A 17,105-nucleotide genomic window follows, 5' to 3' on the forward strand; every position below is an offset into this window, starting at 1 on the left:
ATGTTCGAATACGAAAACGCCGCTTCGGGAAACCGAGGCGGCGTTTTCGTTTGTGTGGATCGATGCCCCTCCAACTGCATCTTTCGGTCACGATCCTCGTTGAGCAATCAAAGCGCGTCAGCCACCCGAGCCGGGCCCGCAGTTCGACGCCGCAGCCTGGAATGCACCTCCCCACGAATACGCGTGTGGGATCTGCGATCGATCACGAGCTACTCAGCCCGCTCTTTCCCTTGATTAGCTCAATTTCATCGTCCTTCTACAATCGACGCGAAGGTTTGATTTGATCCCCTCTTGGGCGAATCCAATGGATCGCTTAATGACTCAGAGCATTGGTTTTCAGCGTTTTGGCTTGGCGTATCTTTGATTTACTTAATCCAGGTTTGCTGCCGCGAAATCAGGGGCCAGCAGGTCCCATGTAGGCCGGCAGCTCCCATGGAAGTACGGCGAGTGTCACTGCCGAGGGGGGACGTTCGCTTCATCCCGTACGACACCGCGAGGGGCACCATTACTACCTCGGCCGCCGAAATAACGCCTACCCAGGATAAGGCAACGCCGGGCTCGAAGGGGCACTTTTGTAGTCGGGGCCGCGTTGACCATGGGAGGCTTTGAGAGCCCCGCTGAGCGCTTGCTTCGTGGTTGGCCCAACCCAAGTAGGGCTCCCAAGTTTGAAGCACTAGGGAAGTCCGGGCGGCCTTCAGCCTGGCCAACGGTTTTGCTACCCGCATGCTACCCGTAGAGCGGGACCAGTCCGTTAAAGCAACATAAGCACTTGGGGTTGCTAAAGAAACTGTCGTAGGCCGGCGGTTTTGGCAACCGCGGGGCGAGTAGAGGGTGCAGCGCTGGTCTCTGCCCAGGGCTTAATAGCCACCCTCGCCAGCCCGCCACAATTGCGATTTATCCACTGGCCGCAAGCAAATAGCCGCCCTAGCCACCCCAGCCACCCTTTGGTGAGACTTGTTGGGTTGGGTGGGTGAAAACGTTGTGGTGCCCCGCCGGCACGCTCATCGGCGTCGCCAGCACTATATAACCCCCCGGCTGGGCGGCTAGGGGCGGTTATTTGCATACTAACCCTTGGGCCATTACTGGGTCTCTGGCAGTGGCAAGACCCCGTCGCGCTGGCGAAAGCATCCGCGAACCTGCTCGCTGTTTATGCTGACCTTGCCGTTCGAGGTGCGCTGCCAGCCGTGCCGCTTCATGATCCTCGCGACGCGCATTGCGTATGCTGAGCTATGTCGCTCGGCTGGAATTTTTAGCACGTGTGTCAAGATGTCCGCGCTTCTTACCTTCTCCTGGTTGGTGGAGAAGTGAATGATCTGGCACGTGTTAGGTTCGCTGTCCCTCGCGAAAGGCAGCGGAACTTCCTCCGGAATATTCGCCAGGATATCCTCCCAGCCATCCTTGATGCGGCGATTTTCCTGCTCCATGCTGGCGACGGCCCAAAGCTTCTGGTCGAGCCGGATACTTTCTCCGAGTGCCTCGCGTCTTGCGGCCTCGCCCCACAACAGCAAGCGGTCCTGCCGCAACTTATCTAGGTCGATTGCCCTGCGTATTCTGAGTGTCCAGAACCGACGGTTGCCCGTCTGCGACTGCAAATACTCGTCGTCGTTAGTGGTGCCAACCTCGATGCTGTGCCGTGGCTGCTTGTAGATAAAGCGACCATATGCAGGGCGAGCGATATCCTCTTGACGGCTGGCGAAGGCCTTAACGGATTCGATTTCCGTCTTGCCCAAACCGGCGAGTTCAGCATTCTCATGTATCCAGATCGATGAAAGCTGCTCCTGCACCTCTCGACCGTTTTTGCCTAGAATGCTCTGGTCACTAAAGTTATCCTCGCCAGCCAGTACGCGCCACGCACCGCTCTTACCGTAGCCTTCCGGAGATTCCGTTACCGTAATCTCGTCGAACTTGCATCCAGGGTGGCGCGCACGACGCGCGGCGGCAATCATGGTGATGCGGAGTGCGGTCGTATTAAATAGCGTGTCGTCAGTGTTGAAGTAATCGACAGCCATGCGGTCGAGACGTGGTTTACCATCCCACTCGGCCTCTGCCTTCGCCAGCATGTCCAGAACCGGATCAAAGCGATGCTGGTTCGCCAGCGAGATCACCGCATCGATGGTTGGGTTTTTAAGGAAATCGACTCCGAAGTGATCCGACAAGAGCTGGCGAAGCATGATAATGCTATCGTCCGTGACCTCTCCGACTAGCGACTGCATCTCATGCTGCATGTTGTCGCCGCGGAAACCAAAAAGAATCTTGTGATGGAAAATATCGTGCCGACACTCGATACCGAGCGCCGTTATGGCCAAACGCGCGCTGTGCATGCTTGGCCGCGGCAAGCCGTCGACCCGCCTTTCGCGCCACGCAATACTACCGATCGAAGCTCTTACGTGCGCGGAGTTCTCCCTCTTGTATCCGAGAATCTTTGCGATTGCCTTGGCCGACTTCTCGCCCCAGTCCTCGGCGAGCTTAGGAAACCCGAATGAATGCTGCCCGTTGCTGTGAGCCTCAGCGGCGTTTTTTGCTGTTCGTTTGTTGTCGTCTTCGGTCGGTAGTTCGCCAGCCACGCGTGTTAGGATGCCAACGAAGTCACCGATGTCCTCCGCATCCCAGCCGCAGCGTGCTAGAACGCCGCCGACCGTTTGCGCGGCCTCGTGGCCACTACCCTTTGGCCATTGACGCATTAGAATCGCGCCAATCGCTATCTTCGTCATTGCCTGCTTTAGCATCTGGTAGTTTGACTTAGCCTGTGCCCCGTTTTTATCCCACTGGATCGTTTCTCCGCTCGGGTGTGTGCTCCCCGGAAAGACCGTCTGCGCGGCTGCGCCCCCACCGCCCATGCGTAATTCAATGATGGTTTTCTTATTCTCGTCTTTGAGTTGCTCGGTCCCCTTTCCCGGCGCATCGTCGATAATGTACAGATAATGTGACGACGGTTTGCTCGCTCTGCCGAACACCGCGTCGGTCGGCGGCAAAAAGTAGGGGGCCAGTTTGACGGCCTCGGCACAGTCCAGATCGACGTCGGCCAAGCCTTTTGACTTGGCCCCTAGCTGAACGCCGATATTCTGCTTAGCGCCGTTGAAAAACTCGGCGGCATTCTCCGCCGTGATAAACAGTTTTTCCCATGCTTTAATTTTCGGCGCTTTTTGCTTATGGTCGATCGGAACGACAGCCCATTCTCGCTTAATGTAATCGAGCGCGACGCTGAGAGCGGACGAGGTGCCTGCGCTCATGACATACCGCCTTCGGCAGCGATCGCCGCCTCGACGATGATCGTCCAATCAGCTTGTGCCATCGGATCGAAGGTGACGCCAAACCTGTAACTGACGGCGGCGCAGAACCTTCGATATCTACGCAGTTTCCGATCCCTGATGGGGACGTCAGTACAGACGTCCTTGATCGATACCAACCAGTCGGCCTTACCACCCGCCCTACGCCGAATGCCGGTGATTACGGGGGCCTTGGCGGCAGGCCGATTATGGGCTATACCTGCGGTATTCTCAGAAAATACAGCAATGCCCTCGACCCCGTTCGCAGCGGGGTCGTTGCTTTTGCGTGCCATGAGGTTTCACTTAGTCAATACGCGCTGGCTGACGGCGCTGTGCATCATCCTGGCCTTGAATTCCTCGATGGCGAGGCGCGACCGAAAATTTTTTGTTCGAATCTTTACTGGTGGCGGAAACCCCAGCTTTGGATCATTGGTCCAGCGGTACAACGTCATGAGGCTGACGCCACCAAACTCCTTAGCGACGAGGGGGTCTGGCACTAGCTGGTCCAGAGCGGGCTGCGCTTCCGGAATTTGGCGCGGCGGTGTGTTTGGCATGGTGTGGCTCCTGTGCGTGTAAACGTTGTTAGCAACGTTGCCCACGCACGGCGCCTTTGGTAGCCGGGGGCATATGATTCTTATGCCCCCGCAGAGGGCAAGAAATTTATTTGTCCCCGCCCCCGAACTGCGCCTGCCAGTGTTGTTGCGTTAAGTCCCAATAATCCAAATTTTGGCGCCACTCGCGTAAGGTCTTCGTGGCCGGCGCGCGCCCCAACTTGGCTTTCACTTTCCGCCGCAACTCATTGAGCGGCATGGGAACGGCCTTAAGGCGTGTAGTTTCGTCCTTGTGCGTGAGCATTGCATCGATGTACTTACAGTCAATGAGAGAGGCGCATTCCCGCGCCCCGTGATCCGACCCGCCACTGTCGCGACGCATTCCGGCGGTCAATGGCCAACCGCCTACGTCGTGATTTTTTGGCAGTTCAAGTTCGTCACGCAGCAACGCGATCAACGTTTCGGGCACTGGTTTGTCCCGGGGGGTGATATCAACTACTAGATCAAGCAACAGTTTGCGCCACACGTTCTGTGGCAGCTTGCGGCCTCGCTGCGCCTTAAGAGCAGCGGCTTTTTCCTCTACCGTGATGCCGGGCACATGGATGATTTCGCCCCAAAACTGTGTTGCTGGTGCGCGCTCGCGGAAGATTGATTCCATCTCCGCCCTTTTTGGGGAAGGTGCTTTCTTTTCGGTTCGCTTGATCTTGAAGTCGGGCATGAGCTCGCTGTTTTGAGCCCAGAACATCGTATCCTGCCGCTCCCGTTCAATTGCAATACTTTTTAAATCAACTACATCCTTTAAGGATAGACCATCAGTCTTGTTTACTCGTTTGTTCATGGCCGCTTCCGCTTCTTGATCGGAATAACCACAACATTGCTTGGCTTGTCGCCTACCAAGCCTTGCACGTGCTTCGCCCAACGCTCCAGAGCCGCGCGTTTCTCCTGCGCGTAAGTCGCGCGATTGTACGTGCCAGCAACCCCGGCCTTTGCTCCGGAGACGTGGTTCAACGCAGCCTCGACGATGTGTGGAGCGATACCAATTTCGGCCATTCCGGTGGCTGCGGTGCGCCTCAGATCATGAAGCCGCCAATGCGGAATCTTCATTGTGCGGTCCAGTCGGAGTTTGATCTTTGACCAGCCCCCCACCGGAGATACTCCATCTGTGGTCGAAAAAATGTAACCTTCTCTCGCTGCAGTCTCTCTGACGCCTGCCAGAATCTCCCGCGCAAGTGGTGCAAGAGGAACCAAATGCGCTCGCCCGTTTTTGGTGCGCGTGCCCGGAATGTTCCAAGTCATGCAATCGTCGCTTAGCTCGCCCGATGTCATCCCGGCTACCTCATTGAGTCGGCAGCCGGTCAGCAGCAGGAGCTTAAGCGGTGCGCCAAATTCCACACGCTCGGCATTAGCAGCCGACCAGAACTTGACAATTTCGGCATCAATCAGGACGCGGTCTCGCGCCTTCGGCGTGTCCGGCCGGTGGACGCCATTGCATGGATTTAGGCCGATCCTACGGTGCTGTACGAGCCACCTGAACATCCGAGATAAACAGCTTAACATTGCACGCGCGCGCGATTCGGTCGGTCCTTCGCTTCGCCGCGCTAAGCCGGGTGCGCCGCTCCGCCGCGTCTCATCAATCACGGCGTAAATATCGTGGCCGTCGATTTCAGCGATTGGCCTCTTATCCCATCGATCTGCGAGCCCCTTTGAAATAAGAGTTAGATCCTGCGGCCGAATACCGAGGAGCCGCGCTGGTTCTTCCCAGCGGCGGATCTTCTTTCTCGCGTATTGTTCGATGAAATCCCTTGCAGCCGTACTGAAAGTATTCGTCGCGCGATCGAAACTCGCAGCGCGACGGCGTTCTCGTTCGGCCATGTGGGTAGCGCCGGGATCACGACCCTGGGCTATTTGGTGGCGTAGCTCTGCTACCAAGCGGTGCGCGGCGGCGAGAGTAAGATGGCCGCCTATCACCGGCTCCGTATCCGGCTCCTGACCGTCACGTTCGAACACTGAACCTAGAACCAATTTTGCTGTGCGCTTGTCTGGTCGGCGATAGCGCAACGCCCAAGATTTGGCTCCGCTGGGCTGCACTACAAGATGTAACCCCGGACAGCCACCGTCAGGTATTTCGCGGCGCTTTTTGCCGGGGCGGTGATTCTTTACGGCTGCTGCCGTCAACGTCTTGCCCATTGCCAATCCTAGCATGGGTAACGTCTGGGTAACGAAGAGGACCAGTTATACCCTGTTAGCCTATGTTTGTAACTTACCCTAACTTGGGCAAAAAAGCCAGGAAAACTGAGGGCTTCTGTGCTTTTAGGTGTTGGGCGTTGTTCGTCTAAGTGGGGCAGGGTTATGCCCAAATGGCGGTTTCCTAAACCGTAGGTCGCATGTTCGAGTCATGCCGGGATCGCCATTTTGTCATGGGTAATGGCCGCCATTTGGCAGGCCCTCCGGCGCAGGAATTGCTAGAAGCAACAGACTTCCTTCCTGGCCTCGCCGACCTGTCGGCCGTGCCTCACTGCCCCATCCGGAGACCATGATGCCTTTCGACCTGATCCTGCGCGGCGGCCGTGTGGTCGACCCGTCCCAAAAGCTCGACGCCGTGACGGATGTCGCATTTTCGGGCGGCAAGGTGGCTGCCGTGGGCGCCGGGCTCAAGGCTGATCCGGGCACCGACGTGCGCGATGTCTCGCAGCTCATCGTGACGCCGGGACTGATCGATCTTCACACCCATGTCTATTGGGGCGGCACCTCGCTCGGAATCGACGCCGAGGAGTTCTGCCGTCTCTCCGGCGTCACCACGGCCGTGGACACCGGCAGCGCCGGGCCCGGCAATTTCGCCGGTTTCCGCAAGCATGTGATCGAGCCGAGCCAGGTCCGCATCCTCGCTTACCTGCACGTCTCGCATGCCGGCATCTTCGGCTTCTCGCACCGGATCATGGTTGGCGAGAGCGAGGAGCTGCGGCTGATGAATCCGATCGAGGCGGCCAAGGTCGCGGATGCCAATCGCGACCTCATCGTCGGCATCAAGGTCCGCGTGGGCTTGCATTCCTCGGGCACGTCGGGGGCCGTGCCGCTCGACATCGCACTGGAAGTCGCGAACGAGGTCGGCATGCCGCTGATGGCGCATATCGACCATCCGCCGCCGAGCTATGAGGAGGTGCTGGCGCGCCTGCGTCCCGGCGACGTGCTCACCCATGCGTTCCGCCCCTTCCCCAACACGCCCGCGACCGCGCAGGGCACGGTGAAGCGTGCGGTGCTGGACGCGCGCGAGCGCGGCGTGCTGTTCGACATCGGCCACGGCAAGGGTTCGTTCGCCTTCAAGACCGCGCGCGCCATGCTCGCCAACGGCTTTTATCCGGACACCATCTCGTCCGACATCCATCAGCTCTGCATCGACGGTCCGGCCTTCGACCAGGTGACGACCATGTCGAAATTCCTGTGCATGGGCATGGAGCTGTCCGACGTGGTCGCCGCCTCGACGGTGAACGCGGCAATGGCGCTGCGGCGTCCCGAGCTCGGCAGCCTCAAGCCGGGCAGCGTCGGCGACGCCACGTTGATCTCGGTCAGCCGAGGCCAGTTCGACTATGAGGACGTCGTCGGCGAGCACCTGATCGGTGACCGCAAGATCGTCTCCGAGGGCGTCGTCATCGGCGGCCGCTGGTGGCACCCGAATTGAGCGGATCAGGCTTGCTCGAGATAGAATTGCAGCAGCCGCGCGCCCGCTGGCGAGAGCCAGTCGGGGGCGCCGGTGATGTAACCCTCGACGTGATTGCTTGCGCCGACCAGATAGGTCACGGGCATGCCGACGAGCGTGAAGACCGAGGCTGAGGCTTCCGCCGTCGTGCCATACGCATCGACGTAGCAGGTCAGGGTTTTGCACGGCGAGACCGCCGAGGAACGCGCGGATCTTGTGCAGGTCCTTCGTGTCGGTGCAGATCGCGACGACGTCGAGCCGGTCCGGCCGCGATCCCGCCAGGCTTGCTAGCACAGGCAGATCGAGCCGGCAGGCCGCGCACCACGTGGCCCAGAAATTGACGAGCGTGATCCGCCCCTGCCGCGCCGTCAGCACGACGTCTTTTCCATGCAGGTCCTGTAGCCTGAGCTGCGGCATCGTTGCGCGAGGCCGCACGACGGTAAACTGGCTGCGGCCGGCCTCGAACACCGGCGGCCAGGCGGGATCGTCGCCCTGCGCGCGGCTTGGACATGGAGGGGCGAGGATCGCCGGCGCCGCCATCAGCAGCGTTCGCCTGGACAGTGTCATGCCGGGTGCACGAGGCCTCTCACGCATGGATATAGGCCCAGCCCTCGAGTTGCAGATCGACCACGCGGCCGATACCGAAGGGGACGAGGCTGGCACCAGATATCAGCGGAATCGAGACCCGCTCCTTGGTTTCCGCGATCGCCTTTGACGACGCGCACATGCTGTAGCTGAGGTTGGGCAGCGACTGCCGCAGCGTCGCGAGCGGCTCGACCAGCGGGGTCTTGTCCGCCCGGAAGACGTCGATGCCCTTTCCGTTGGCGACGACCTCGATCAGCAGTCTCGCACCCCTGTCGGCAAAATGCCTTGCGAGGTTGCCGAGTAGCTGATCGCATGCCCCATGACATAGGGCTCGTTGCTGTCGATCAGGATCACGACGCCCTCAATGAGGCGATCCTCCTTGGCCGCGGCGATGCCGCCGGCCGTGAGGGTCGACGCGCCGGCGAGCAGGCCTCTGCGGGACCATCCGTTGGCGGAGGTCATGGCCGGGCTGTCCTGCCGCTCAAAATTGTCGAGCCGCGATCGGCGCCTTGCGGCCGCGTCCCCACAGCACGAACAGGCTGAGCGCGAGCAGGATGACGTTGAGCGGCGTGACCGGCGCCTCGCCGCGCGAGATGTGGAAGGCGAGCGCAAGCACCTGCAACACCGTGCAGCCCAGCGCGGCCAGCACCGTCAGCCGCGGCAGGATCCGCGTCAGCGCCGGAAGCAGGATGCCGATCCCGCCGGCAAGGTCGATCAGCCCGATGCATCGGACGAACGTTTCGGAATACTGCCCGGCCCAGGGCATCATCGCGGCAAGCTCGGGAATGGGCGTCAGCAGCTTCACCAGCCCGGCCGAGGTGAAGACCAGGAAGATCAGGCCCTGTGCGGTCCAGAGGCCGATGCGAAGGGCGCGGTCGGGTGAGGCAGTCTCGAAGGCGGTGGTGGACACGTTGGTTCTCCAAAATTTGAGGGTTGCCACTATTTGATAGTTTCCTCGCATTTGATCATTATGCGCTCCGGGATTGGTTCATTTCCGTGGTGTTGATGATCTCATGCATTCTCTCGTCAGTATGAGGGTGTTTTGCCTGGTCGCCGAGCTGAAGAGCTTCGCGACCGCGGCACAGCGCCTGCGCATCTCGCCTGCCATGGCGAGCAAGCATGTGATGCAGCTCGAGAAGCGGCTGGGGACGCGGCTGCTCAACCGCACCAGCCGGCGCGTCAGCCTGAGCGAGAGCGGGGTGCTCTATTTCGAGCAGGCGCGGCAGATGCTCGACTCGCTCGACGAGGTCGAGGCTGCCGTCAGCAATGCGACCGTCGTTCCGCACGGTACGCTGCGGCTGACCGCGCCGGTGTGGATGGCGAATGCGATGTTCGCGGGCGTGCTGGCGAACTACCAGGCCCGCTATCCGGACGTGCGGCTCGACGTCGATCTCGGCGGGCGGATGGTCAATCTGGTCGAGGAGGGATTCGATCTCGCCCTGCGCGCGACCGGCGCACCCGACGAGGCGCTGATCGCGCGTCCCATCACCAAGGTGGCCTTCCATATGGTCGGTGCGCCGGCCTATCTCGATCGCGCGGGGCGCCCGACCAAGCCGGCCGATCTCGCCGGCCGATCCCTGCTGCACTATGCACTTTACCCGGGCGAAAGCTTTTCCTTTGCAGGCGAGCACGGCACCGAGACCGTCAAGCTCAATCCGGTGCTGCGCAGTGGCAACGAAACGCTGCTGCACATGGCTGCGCTGGAAGGCATGGGCCTCGCCTTCCTGCCGAAATGGCTGGTCGCCGAAGACATTGCCGCTGGCCGCCTCGAGCATGTCATGCCCGGGCAGGTCCTTTTCGAAGGAAAGCTTTTCGCGGTCTATCCCAGCCGCAAATATCTCTCCGCGAAGGTGCGGACTTTCATCGACTTCGTCGCCGCCGACAGGCGGATGAGGTGAGTGGCGACGGCGGCCGCGCGATCAATCGCCTGGAACGGCTCAGTCGCGGCCTGCTTCCATGATCGCCTTGGCGAGGCGCGCCGGATCCGAGAAGCACAGTTCGTGGCTGCCCGGCACCTGCACCAGGCGGAACAGGCCGAGCTTCTCCGACAGGCGTGGGTGCCACGGGTAGCCGTGCGGCAGCGCGGTGTCTTCCGTGCAGTTGATGTAGGATTTTGCCGGCTGCATCCCGGCCGGATTGGTCTTCAGCGCGATCTTGTCACTGAAGGTCTTCAGCGGATGCGGATTGAGGATGTCATAAGCGCGCTGCGCCAGCTCGAGATCGGCGTCGTTGATGAAGGCCTCGCGCCAGATCGGGAAGGGCAGCACCACCGAGCCGTCGCCGCGCTCGGCCGCGATCATGTCGAACAGTCCGACATAGTGCGGCGGCACCATGTCGTTGAGCGATTCGCCATCGTTGGGCACGAAGGCGTTCCAGTAGACCAGCCGGCGGATACGCTCGGGCACGAGGTCGGCTACGCCGGTGATGACCATGCCGCCATAGGAGTGACCGAGCAGGATCACTTCCGTCAGATTGTTCTCGGCGAGATAGTCGGCGATGGACTGGATCGCCTCCTTCAGTCCCGTCGTCTTGGCATCGCCCGGGCGGTTGCCCTTGATCGTCGGGAGGTAGACCTGATGGCCGGCGGCCCGGATCGGCGCTGCGACCGGTTCGAGCTCGGCACCGGTGTGCCAGGCGCCGTGAACGAGAACGTAGGTCGACATGTTGTGGCTCCCTCGGAAGGCTGGTTAGATCGGCGGGGCGATGGCCTTGCCGACTGAGCGTCGGTCGTTGGTGCCGCCATATTGAACCGGTCGCGATGCCGCGCGCTTGTCTGGCGCTGAACCGGATTGGTCTCGGAGCGAACTGATGGAACAGGTCAATTCCACAAGCCGGCCGCGGCACGTCATCTGGAACACCGCGGAGACGCGGCCGGACGAGCAGTTTTCCTATTACCGCGAGGCGATCTGCCAGGCATTCATGAACCTGACGCCGGAATCGGCGACGACGTCGCGCTTCCCGGCCAAGGTGGAGACGATCGGGCTCGGCACCGGCGCAATCAACCGGGTGCTGTTTCCCGAGCACACCGTCAATCGTTCGCGTGCCGATATCGCGGCATCGCGCGAGAGCTGCTTCTATCTCAACTTCAAGCTCGCCGGGCGATGCCGCATGCTCCAGGACGGCCGCGAGGTCAGCCTGTCGCGCGGTCAGGTCGGCATCGTCGACAGCGACCGCGAGGTGACGCTGCTGCACGATCGCGGTCCGACCCTGGAGGTTGCTTCGTTCTGGGTGCCGTCGCGCGCCCTGCGCGACCGGCTGCCGCCGTCGTTCGATTTCAGGGCCGAGCGCGTGTCCGACGATCCTCATGTCGGTCATCTCATCGTCGAGACCGCGCGCTCCCTGAATGCCGGCGCATTGCGGATGGCGCAGGAGGACGGCGTTCGGCTGTTCGACGTGCTGCTCGATCTCGTTGCGCTCAGCCTGTCGCGCCGCTCGCGGGCGCAGACGGCGGAAGCCGCAAGTTTTGCCGACGCCACCGCGCTGGCGCTGCGCCGCGCCATTCACGAGCGGCTGTGCGAGCCGGGACTGACGGTCGCAATGGTCGCCGGCGCCGTCGGCATCAGCGAGCGCTACGTCCACAAGCTGTTCGAGCGCTCGGGCACGACGTTTTCGGACTATGTGATGGACCGCCGCCTCGTAGGCGCGGCGGCCGACCTGAAGGATCCGGCTCTGGGCGGCCGTGCGATCGGCACCATTGCGTTCGACTGGGGCTTCTCGGACCTGTCCCACTTCACGCGGCGCTTCAAGCAGCGTTTCGGCTGCCGGCCGCGCGACTGGCGCGCGCGATGAACTGAGCTACAACGACACGATTCATAAAGATCTGGCGATCAGCAGCTTCATGATCTCATTGGTGCCGCCGTAGATCTTCTGGATGCGGGAATCGATGAAGATGCGCGAGATCGGGTATTCCTGCATGTAGCCGTAGCCGCCGAACAGCTGCAGGCATTCGTCGGCGGTCTGGACCTGCTTGTCCGAGCACCAGTATTTCGCCATCGAGGCCGTGACGGTGTCGAGGTCTTTTGCGACCAGGCGCTCGATGCACCAGTCGACGAAAACGCGCGCGATCATCGCCTCGGTCTTGCGCTCGGCGAGCGTGAACGCGGTGTTCTGGAAGTCCATCAGCGGCTTGCCGAACGCCTTGCGTTCCTTGGTGTACTCGGTGGTGAGCTTGACCGCTCGCTCCATCGAGGCGACGGCGCCGACCGCAAGCGCGAGGCGCTCCTGCGGCAATTGCTGCATCAGCTGCACGAAGCCTTGCCCTTCCTCATTGCCGAGCAGGTTTTCCGGCGGCACCGCGACGTTGTCGAAGAACAGTTCGGACGTGTCGGAGGCGTGCAGACCGATCTTGTCGAGGTTGCGCCCGCGCTTGTAGCCGTCCGCGCCTGCGGTCTCGACCACGATCAGCGAAATGCCCTTGGCGCCGACATCGCCGGTGCGCGCGACCACGATGACGAGGTCGGCGGCCTGGCCGTTGGTGATGAACGTCTTCTGGCCGTTGATGACGTAGGCATTGCCCTGTTTCCTGGCGGTGGTCTTGACGGCCTGCAGGTCCGAGCCGGTGCCGGGCTCGGTCATGGCGATGGCGCCGACCATCTCGCCGGAGGCCATCTTCGGCAGCCAGCGCTTCCTCTGCTCCTCCGAGCCGTAGTTGAGGATGTAGTGCGCGACGATGGCGCTGTGCACGGATACGCCGGTCGTCAGCTCCGGCACCGTGCTTTCGAGGTCGTCGAGCACCGCGGCGTCATAGGCGAAGGTCGCACCCAGGCCGCCATATTCCTCCGGCACGCTTGCGAGCAGCGCGCCCATCTCGCCGAGCCCGCGCCAGGCAAAGCGATCGACCATCTTCTGCTCGCGCCATTTTTCGGCATGCGGCGCCAGGTCCTTGGCAAGATATTTCCGGAACTGGTCGCGGAAGATTTCGAGATCTTCGGTCATCCAGGAGGAGCGGTAGGACATGGTCACCTCGGTCGATGCGGCTTTCCGGCTTGGTAGGCCAGCTTTTGGCGGCAATTATTGTGTTTTCAGGCTGCGCCGGTGACGCTACCAAGGCGGCCGGAGACGCGTCTGTCAGGATTGCTGATTGTGGCTGTCAAAACCAAAGAGCTCAAGCTCGACATCGAGCGCATCGGCGTGGTCTCGGCGATCGTGACGCAGCCAGACAATGCGCGTGCCTGCTACGTGCTGGCGCATGGTGCCGGTGCCGACATGCAGCATGCGTTCATGGAGAAGGTCGCCGCGGGTCTCGCAGACCGCGGCATTGCGACGTTCCGCTTCAATTTTCCCTACATGGAGAAGAAGCAGGGACGCCCCGACCAGCCGGCGGTCGCGCACGCTGCGATCCGCACGGCGGTCGCGGAGGCGGCGCGGCTGTGCCCCGGACTGAAGCTCGTCGCCGGCGGAAAGTCCTTTGGCGGGCGCATGACGTCGCAGGCGCAGTCCAAGGCGGCGTTGCCGGGCGTAAGAGGGCTCGCGTTCCTCGGCTTTCCCCTGCACGCCGACAAGAAGCCGTCGGCCGAGCGCGCCGAGCACCTCGCCGGCATCGCAATCCCCATGCTGTTCCTGCAAGGCACGCGCGATGGGCTCGCCGATCTCGGCATCCTCAAGCCCGTCATCGCGGCACTCGGGGCGAAGGCGACGCTGCATGAGGTCGAGGGCGGCGATCACTCCTTTGTGGTGCTGAAAAAGTCGGGCCGCAGCAACGAGCAGGCGCTTACCGAGGTGCTCGACACGCTTGCGGCCTGGATCGACGGCCTCGGCTGAGGCTAGAGCATGATCCGGAAAAGTGTGCAGCGGCTTTCCGAAAAGATCACGCCCAGAGTTAAGCCGAATAGAGCCCCTTGTCCCGCGCCTTCTGGATCGCCAGCGCGGCGATCAGGTCGAGCGTCGGCGTCGACAGGCCGGCGGCGCGCGCGAAGGCGGCAGGCGCCTTGACGAGCACGTCGATCTCCATGGCGCGGCCGAGCTCGTAATCCTGCAGCAGCGACGGCTTGTGGTTGGGAGCAGGGCCGCTGCGGGTCACGCGCTTGACCTCGGGGATGAAATGCTGCGCGATGTCGTTGGCCTCGTTCAGCATGCGCGGAATGACGTCCGTGAAGGCGGGATCGTCGCGCACGCCGCGCGCGGTCTGGCCGGTGAGCAGGCACAGCACCGACAGCGACATGTTGGTCAGCAGCTTTGACCAGATCGCCTCGCGGATCTCGGCGACCGGCGGCGAGTCCAGCCGGGAGTCGTTCAGGACGCCGCGGAGTTTCGTGATACGCTCGCAATTGCGGTCGTCGCATTCGCCGATCAGCAGGCGATTGCGGTCCGGCGTGAGGTTATGCACCACGCCGGGTGCGGTCACCTCGTTGGAGGAGAACACCACACCGCCGATGATCCGCTCCTTCGGGATGCAGGCGCGCAAGCGCCCGCCCGGGTCGAGGAACGAAATGTCCGGCGGGGTCGGATGCCGCGGCGGCAGGCCGATGCCATACCACCAGGGAATGCCGTTTTGCGCGAACACGATCGCGGTGTCGTCTTGCAGCAGCGGCTTGATGCTGGAGACCAGCCCGGTCAGCGCGGTCGCCTTCAGCGTCGAGATCACGACGTCCTGGGGGCCGAGTTGGGCCGGATCGCCGGAAGCGTTCACCTTGGCGCTGACCTCGGAATCGCCGACGCGGAGCTTCAGGCCATTGGCCCGGACGGCTTCCAGATGCGCGCCGCGCATCACGCAACTGACCTCGTGGCCGGCGCGGGCCAGCCGAACCGCGATATGGCTGCCGACGGCGCCCGCGCCGAAAATGCAGATGCGCATATATATGTCCCGTCCCTGATTTCTCGGTACCGCCCGGCGCCAGCATGACACAAGCCGCCATGCGATGGACGCGGCCGCCCTACGCCGGAAAGATATGGATCAACGCGTAGAGCCTCGGCCATAGTGCGCGCCAAACAAATGAGCGGAGGAGCACCGATGACCGACAGTCCCGTCCTGTGGACCCTGGATGAGCGTGGGGTCGCGACCGTCACGTTGAACCGGCCGGAGGTCAACAATGCCTATGACGGCGCTTTGATCGCGGGCGTGCTCGCGGCCATGGACGATCTCGGCAAGAAGCCCAATTTGCGCGTCGTCGTGCTCCGGGGCAACGGCAAGCATTTCCAGGCCGGTGCCGACCTCAAATGGATCAACGGCGTGCGGCCGCAATCGGCTGATGCCAACGAGGCGGCGTCGCGTGCGACCTTCGAGGCGGTGCAGCGGCTCAACACGCTGCCGATCCCGACGGTCGCACTGGTGCAGGGCGGCTGCTTTGGCGGCGGCACCGGCGTGATCGCGGCCTGCGACGTCGTGATCGCGGCGGACAACGCCCTGTTCTCCATTACCGAGGTACGCTGGGGCCTGACCGCCGCGATCATCATACCGCAGCTCTGCGATGCCATCGGTGTGCGGCAAGTCCGCCGCTACGCGCTGACCGGCGAACGCTTCGGTGCGGAGGACGCCCGCCGCATCGGTCTCGTGCATGAGGTGGTGCCGCTCGCCGATCTCGAGGCCGCCGGGGCCAAGGTGGTCGAGCAATTGCTCGCCAACGGACCGGAGGCGATGGCCGAGACCAAGCGCCTCGCGCTTGAGAGCTCGTTCGGCGGGATGGCGGTGGATGACGCCGCCTATACGCGGCTCGTGCACCTGCATTCGGTCAAGCGCCAGAGCGCGGAGGCGGCCGAGGGACTGGCGTCGTTCGCCGAGAAGCGGGCGGCGAATTGGGGCGACGGAAAAGGCTGAGGGTCAGCAGCCGCGGCAGATGTTGTTGATGCTGCGGTAAACGGCGTCGTCGTCCTGCCGCATCTGCTGCAGCGACTGGAGCGTCTTGCTCTCGCCGGCCGGCGCCGCGGGCTTGCGCTTCGCCGCGAGTTCTTGCTCCTGCCGTCTGTAGCAGGCCTCGCGATCGGCCTTGGCCTGGATGAAGCGGCAGTTCTGCTCGACGGCTGCGGCGGGAGTCGCCGACAGCGCGAGGATGGTCAAGACGGGCAGGGCGAATTTCACGGCTATCGAATCCATGGCGGCCCTTCTCTCAGGTTCGCGCTGCGGGAGAAACCGCCGCGACACGGCCTACAGCGACGATGCGAGTGACGTTTTCAGCAGGGTGAGCAGCGCCTGAACCGCAGCGGCGTTGCGCCGCCGCTCGGGGATTGCTGCCTTGACCCACAATTCCGGAATCGGAAAGTCGCGCAGCACGGGCTTGAGCGTGCCGTCGCGCAAGGCATCGGCGACGAGGTAATGCGACATCAACGCGATGCCGTTGCCGGCAATGGCGCTGCGCGCCAGCACGTGTCCCTCGTTGGAGGAGAGCAGCGGGCTGACCTGGATGCTGATGCGGCCGCGCGGTCCGTCGAAGATCCATTCCGGGCCGGTCGGCAGAAAACTCAGGCAGCGGTGCTCGACGAGGTCGCGCGGATGTTTTGGTGTGCCGTGCTTCTTCAGATAGGCCGGCGAAGCGCAGAGCAGCCGCTTCAGCGCGCAGAGCGGCTCGTCGATGACGCCGCCAAAGGAATGCGGGAAGGCGCCGATGGCGATGTCGAAACCCTCGGCGACGGGATCGACCGGCCGATCGATCAGCACGATCTCGAGCTTCAGTCGCGGATTCTGGGTTTGGAACGCGCTGAAGGCGTCGGCGAGGCGCGCCACCGTCAGCGAGGTCGGCGCCTTGATTCGGAGGTGATCGACGAGATCGTGGCCCTTCTCGCCCATGCGCGACAGCAGATCGGTGGCGTCGGTTACGACGCCGCGGGCGCGATGGACGTAGCGCTGTCCGGCTTCGGTCAGCCGCAATTGCCGGGTCGAACGGTGAAACAGCGGCGTGCCGATCCGTGCCTCCAGCTGCGTGACGCGCTTGGCCACGACCGAGGTCGAGACATTGAGCTTTCGCGCGGCGGCGGAGAAGCCGGCCGCATCCGCGGTGGCGAGGAAGGCCTGGAGGTTCACGAGGATGTCCATGTCGACTTTTCTCGATTCGCGAAAGCTGATCGCCTATTTTGGTG

At 62.6% G+C, this 17,105-nt stretch carries 16 protein-coding genes and 2 pseudogenes; 5 read left to right on the forward strand and 13 right to left on the reverse strand.

Annotated elements, in window-relative coordinates; genetic code table 11:
* Nucleotides 1–1,079 precede the first annotated feature (1,079 nt).
* The 5 genes from OC450_RS31515 to OC450_RS31535 all read right to left on the reverse strand — a co-directional run bounded on the left by OC450_RS31515 (nt 1,080) and on the right by OC450_RS31535 (nt 6,004).
* On the reverse strand, nt 1,080–3,230 hold the full coding sequence (locus tag OC450_RS31515; protein WP_262049306.1) for a VapE domain-containing protein: 2,151 nt from the start codon (nt 3,228–3,230) through the stop codon (nt 1,080–1,082).
* Entirely contained in the window at nt 3,227–3,559 is a 333-nt protein-coding gene (locus tag OC450_RS31520; protein ID WP_262049307.1) for a hypothetical protein, read from the reverse strand. Before OC450_RS31520 ends, OC450_RS31515 begins: the two co-directional genes overlap by 4 nt.
* 6 nt (nt 3,560–3,565) lie before the next feature.
* The gene (locus OC450_RS31525; protein ID WP_262049308.1) at nt 3,566–3,820 is read right to left on the reverse strand and encodes a hypothetical protein; all 255 of its coding nucleotides are present in this window, start codon (nt 3,818–3,820) and stop codon (nt 3,566–3,568) included.
* 106 nt (nt 3,821–3,926) lie between these two features.
* Nucleotides 3,927–4,655 (reverse strand): hypothetical protein, encoded by a 729-nt coding sequence (locus OC450_RS31530; protein WP_262049309.1) that lies wholly within the window; start codon nt 4,653–4,655, stop codon nt 3,927–3,929.
* Entirely contained in the window at nt 4,652–6,004 is a 1,353-nt protein-coding gene (locus tag OC450_RS31535; RefSeq protein WP_262049310.1) for a tyrosine-type recombinase/integrase, read from the reverse strand. The genes OC450_RS31530 and OC450_RS31535 overlap by 4 nt, the downstream gene beginning before the upstream one ends.
* Before the next feature lie 349 nt (nt 6,005–6,353).
* Between OC450_RS31535 and OC450_RS31540 the strand changes: the two genes are divergently transcribed.
* Complete coding sequence (locus OC450_RS31540) at nt 6,354–7,493, forward strand: amidohydrolase/deacetylase family metallohydrolase (protein WP_211386196.1); 1,140 nt, start codon at nt 6,354–6,356, stop codon at nt 7,491–7,493.
* 255 nt (nt 7,494–7,748) lie between these two features.
* On the opposite strand, the pseudogene OC450_RS34355 reads toward OC450_RS31540, so the two are convergent.
* The 3 genes and pseudogenes from OC450_RS34355 to OC450_RS31555 all read right to left on the reverse strand — a co-directional run.
* Nucleotides 7,749–8,105: pseudogene (locus OC450_RS34355) on the reverse strand (TlpA family protein disulfide reductase); the annotation flags it as partial.
* Nucleotides 8,098–8,558, reverse strand: a pseudogene (locus OC450_RS31550) (DsrE family protein). The pseudogenes OC450_RS34355 and OC450_RS31550, both read right to left, overlap by 8 nt.
* Nucleotides 8,559–8,577: 19 nt before the next feature.
* The gene (locus tag OC450_RS31555; protein WP_262049311.1) at nt 8,578–9,006 is read right to left on the reverse strand and encodes a DoxX family protein; all 429 of its coding nucleotides are present in this window, start codon (nt 9,004–9,006) and stop codon (nt 8,578–8,580) included.
* A gap of 103 nt (nt 9,007–9,109) precedes the next feature.
* Between OC450_RS31555 and OC450_RS31560 the strand changes: the two genes are divergently transcribed.
* On the forward strand, nt 9,110–9,994 hold the full coding sequence (locus tag OC450_RS31560) for a LysR family transcriptional regulator (protein WP_262049312.1): 885 nt from the start codon (nt 9,110–9,112) through the stop codon (nt 9,992–9,994).
* 39 nt (nt 9,995–10,033) lie between these two features.
* Here the strand turns inward: OC450_RS31560 and OC450_RS31565 are convergent, their stop codons facing one another.
* Nucleotides 10,034–10,759 (reverse strand): alpha/beta hydrolase, encoded by a 726-nt coding sequence (locus OC450_RS31565; RefSeq protein ID WP_211386201.1) that lies wholly within the window; start codon nt 10,757–10,759, stop codon nt 10,034–10,036.
* A 145-nt stretch (nt 10,760–10,904) separates the two neighbouring features.
* On the opposite strand from OC450_RS31565, the gene OC450_RS31570 reads away from it, so the two are divergent.
* On the forward strand, nt 10,905–11,885 hold the full coding sequence (locus tag OC450_RS31570) for a helix-turn-helix domain-containing protein (protein ID WP_256805505.1): 981 nt from the start codon (nt 10,905–10,907) through the stop codon (nt 11,883–11,885).
* Nucleotides 11,886–11,906: 21 nt separating this feature from the next.
* Here OC450_RS31570 and OC450_RS31575 read toward each other — a convergent pair whose 3' ends face one another.
* On the reverse strand, nt 11,907–13,052 hold the full coding sequence (locus tag OC450_RS31575; protein ID WP_211386203.1) for an acyl-CoA dehydrogenase family protein: 1,146 nt from the start codon (nt 13,050–13,052) through the stop codon (nt 11,907–11,909).
* A gap of 126 nt (nt 13,053–13,178) precedes the next feature.
* On the opposite strand from OC450_RS31575, the gene OC450_RS31580 reads away from it, so the two are divergent.
* The gene (locus OC450_RS31580; RefSeq protein WP_262049313.1) at nt 13,179–13,856 is read left to right on the forward strand and encodes an alpha/beta family hydrolase; all 678 of its coding nucleotides are present in this window, start codon (nt 13,179–13,181) and stop codon (nt 13,854–13,856) included.
* A 58-nt stretch (nt 13,857–13,914) separates the two neighbouring features.
* Here OC450_RS31580 and OC450_RS31585 read toward each other — a convergent pair whose 3' ends face one another.
* Nucleotides 13,915–14,889: a ketopantoate reductase family protein gene (locus OC450_RS31585; protein ID WP_211386205.1), complete on the reverse strand. Its 975-nt coding sequence runs from the start codon at nt 14,887–14,889 to the stop codon at nt 13,915–13,917.
* A 156-nt stretch (nt 14,890–15,045) separates the two neighbouring features.
* On the opposite strand from OC450_RS31585, the gene OC450_RS31590 reads away from it, so the two are divergent.
* Complete coding sequence (locus OC450_RS31590) at nt 15,046–15,849, forward strand: enoyl-CoA hydratase-related protein (protein ID WP_211386206.1); 804 nt, start codon at nt 15,046–15,048, stop codon at nt 15,847–15,849.
* Between the two features lie 3 nt (nt 15,850–15,852).
* Here OC450_RS31590 and OC450_RS31595 read toward each other — a convergent pair whose 3' ends face one another.
* A complete protein-coding gene (locus tag OC450_RS31595; RefSeq protein WP_262049314.1) occupies nt 15,853–16,125 on the reverse strand; it encodes a hypothetical protein in 273 nt (90 codons plus the stop codon).
* A 51-nt stretch (nt 16,126–16,176) separates the two neighbouring features.
* Nucleotides 16,177–17,061: a LysR family transcriptional regulator gene (locus OC450_RS31600; protein WP_211386208.1), complete on the reverse strand. Its 885-nt coding sequence runs from the start codon at nt 17,059–17,061 to the stop codon at nt 16,177–16,179.
* Between the last annotated feature and the right edge of the window lie 44 nt (nt 17,062–17,105).

It is taken from the genome of Bradyrhizobium sp. Bra78 (assembly GCF_024519855.1).
Taxonomy (GTDB): Bacteria; Pseudomonadota; Alphaproteobacteria; order Rhizobiales; family Xanthobacteraceae; genus Bradyrhizobium; species Bradyrhizobium japonicum_G.

What these genes read in the sequence shown, in the direction of transcription:
- OC450_RS31515 (WP_262049306.1), bottom strand. Translation starts at nt 3,230, where the DNA reads ATGAGCGCAGGCACCTCGTCCGCTCTCAGCGTCGCGCTCGATTACATT.
- OC450_RS31520 (WP_262049307.1), bottom strand. Translation starts at nt 3,559, where the DNA reads ATGGCACGCAAAAGCAACGACCCCGCTGCGAACGGGGTCGAGGGCATT.
- OC450_RS31525 (WP_262049308.1), bottom strand. Translation starts at nt 3,820, where the DNA reads ATGCCAAACACACCGCCGCGCCAAATTCCGGAAGCGCAGCCCGCTCTG.
- OC450_RS31530 (WP_262049309.1), bottom strand. Translation starts at nt 4,655, where the DNA reads ATGAACAAACGAGTAAACAAGACTGATGGTCTATCCTTAAAGGATGTA.
- OC450_RS31535 (WP_262049310.1), bottom strand. Translation starts at nt 6,004, where the DNA reads ATGGGCAAGACGTTGACGGCAGCAGCCGTAAAGAATCACCGCCCCGGC.
- OC450_RS31540 (WP_211386196.1), top strand. Translation starts at nt 6,354, where the DNA reads ATGCCTTTCGACCTGATCCTGCGCGGCGGCCGTGTGGTCGACCCGTCC.
- OC450_RS31560 (WP_262049312.1), top strand. Translation starts at nt 9,110, where the DNA reads ATGCATTCTCTCGTCAGTATGAGGGTGTTTTGCCTGGTCGCCGAGCTG.
- OC450_RS31565 (WP_211386201.1), bottom strand. Translation starts at nt 10,759, where the DNA reads ATGTCGACCTACGTTCTCGTTCACGGCGCCTGGCACACCGGTGCCGAG.
- OC450_RS31570 (WP_256805505.1), top strand. Translation starts at nt 10,905, where the DNA reads ATGGAACAGGTCAATTCCACAAGCCGGCCGCGGCACGTCATCTGGAAC.
- OC450_RS31575 (WP_211386203.1), bottom strand. Translation starts at nt 13,052, where the DNA reads ATGTCCTACCGCTCCTCCTGGATGACCGAAGATCTCGAAATCTTCCGC.
- OC450_RS31585 (WP_211386205.1), bottom strand. Translation starts at nt 14,889, where the DNA reads ATGCGCATCTGCATTTTCGGCGCGGGCGCCGTCGGCAGCCATATCGCG.
- OC450_RS31590 (WP_211386206.1), top strand. Translation starts at nt 15,046, where the DNA reads ATGACCGACAGTCCCGTCCTGTGGACCCTGGATGAGCGTGGGGTCGCG.
- OC450_RS31595 (WP_262049314.1), bottom strand. Translation starts at nt 16,125, where the DNA reads ATGGATTCGATAGCCGTGAAATTCGCCCTGCCCGTCTTGACCATCCTC.
- OC450_RS31600 (WP_211386208.1), bottom strand. Translation starts at nt 17,061, where the DNA reads ATGGACATCCTCGTGAACCTCCAGGCCTTCCTCGCCACCGCGGATGCG.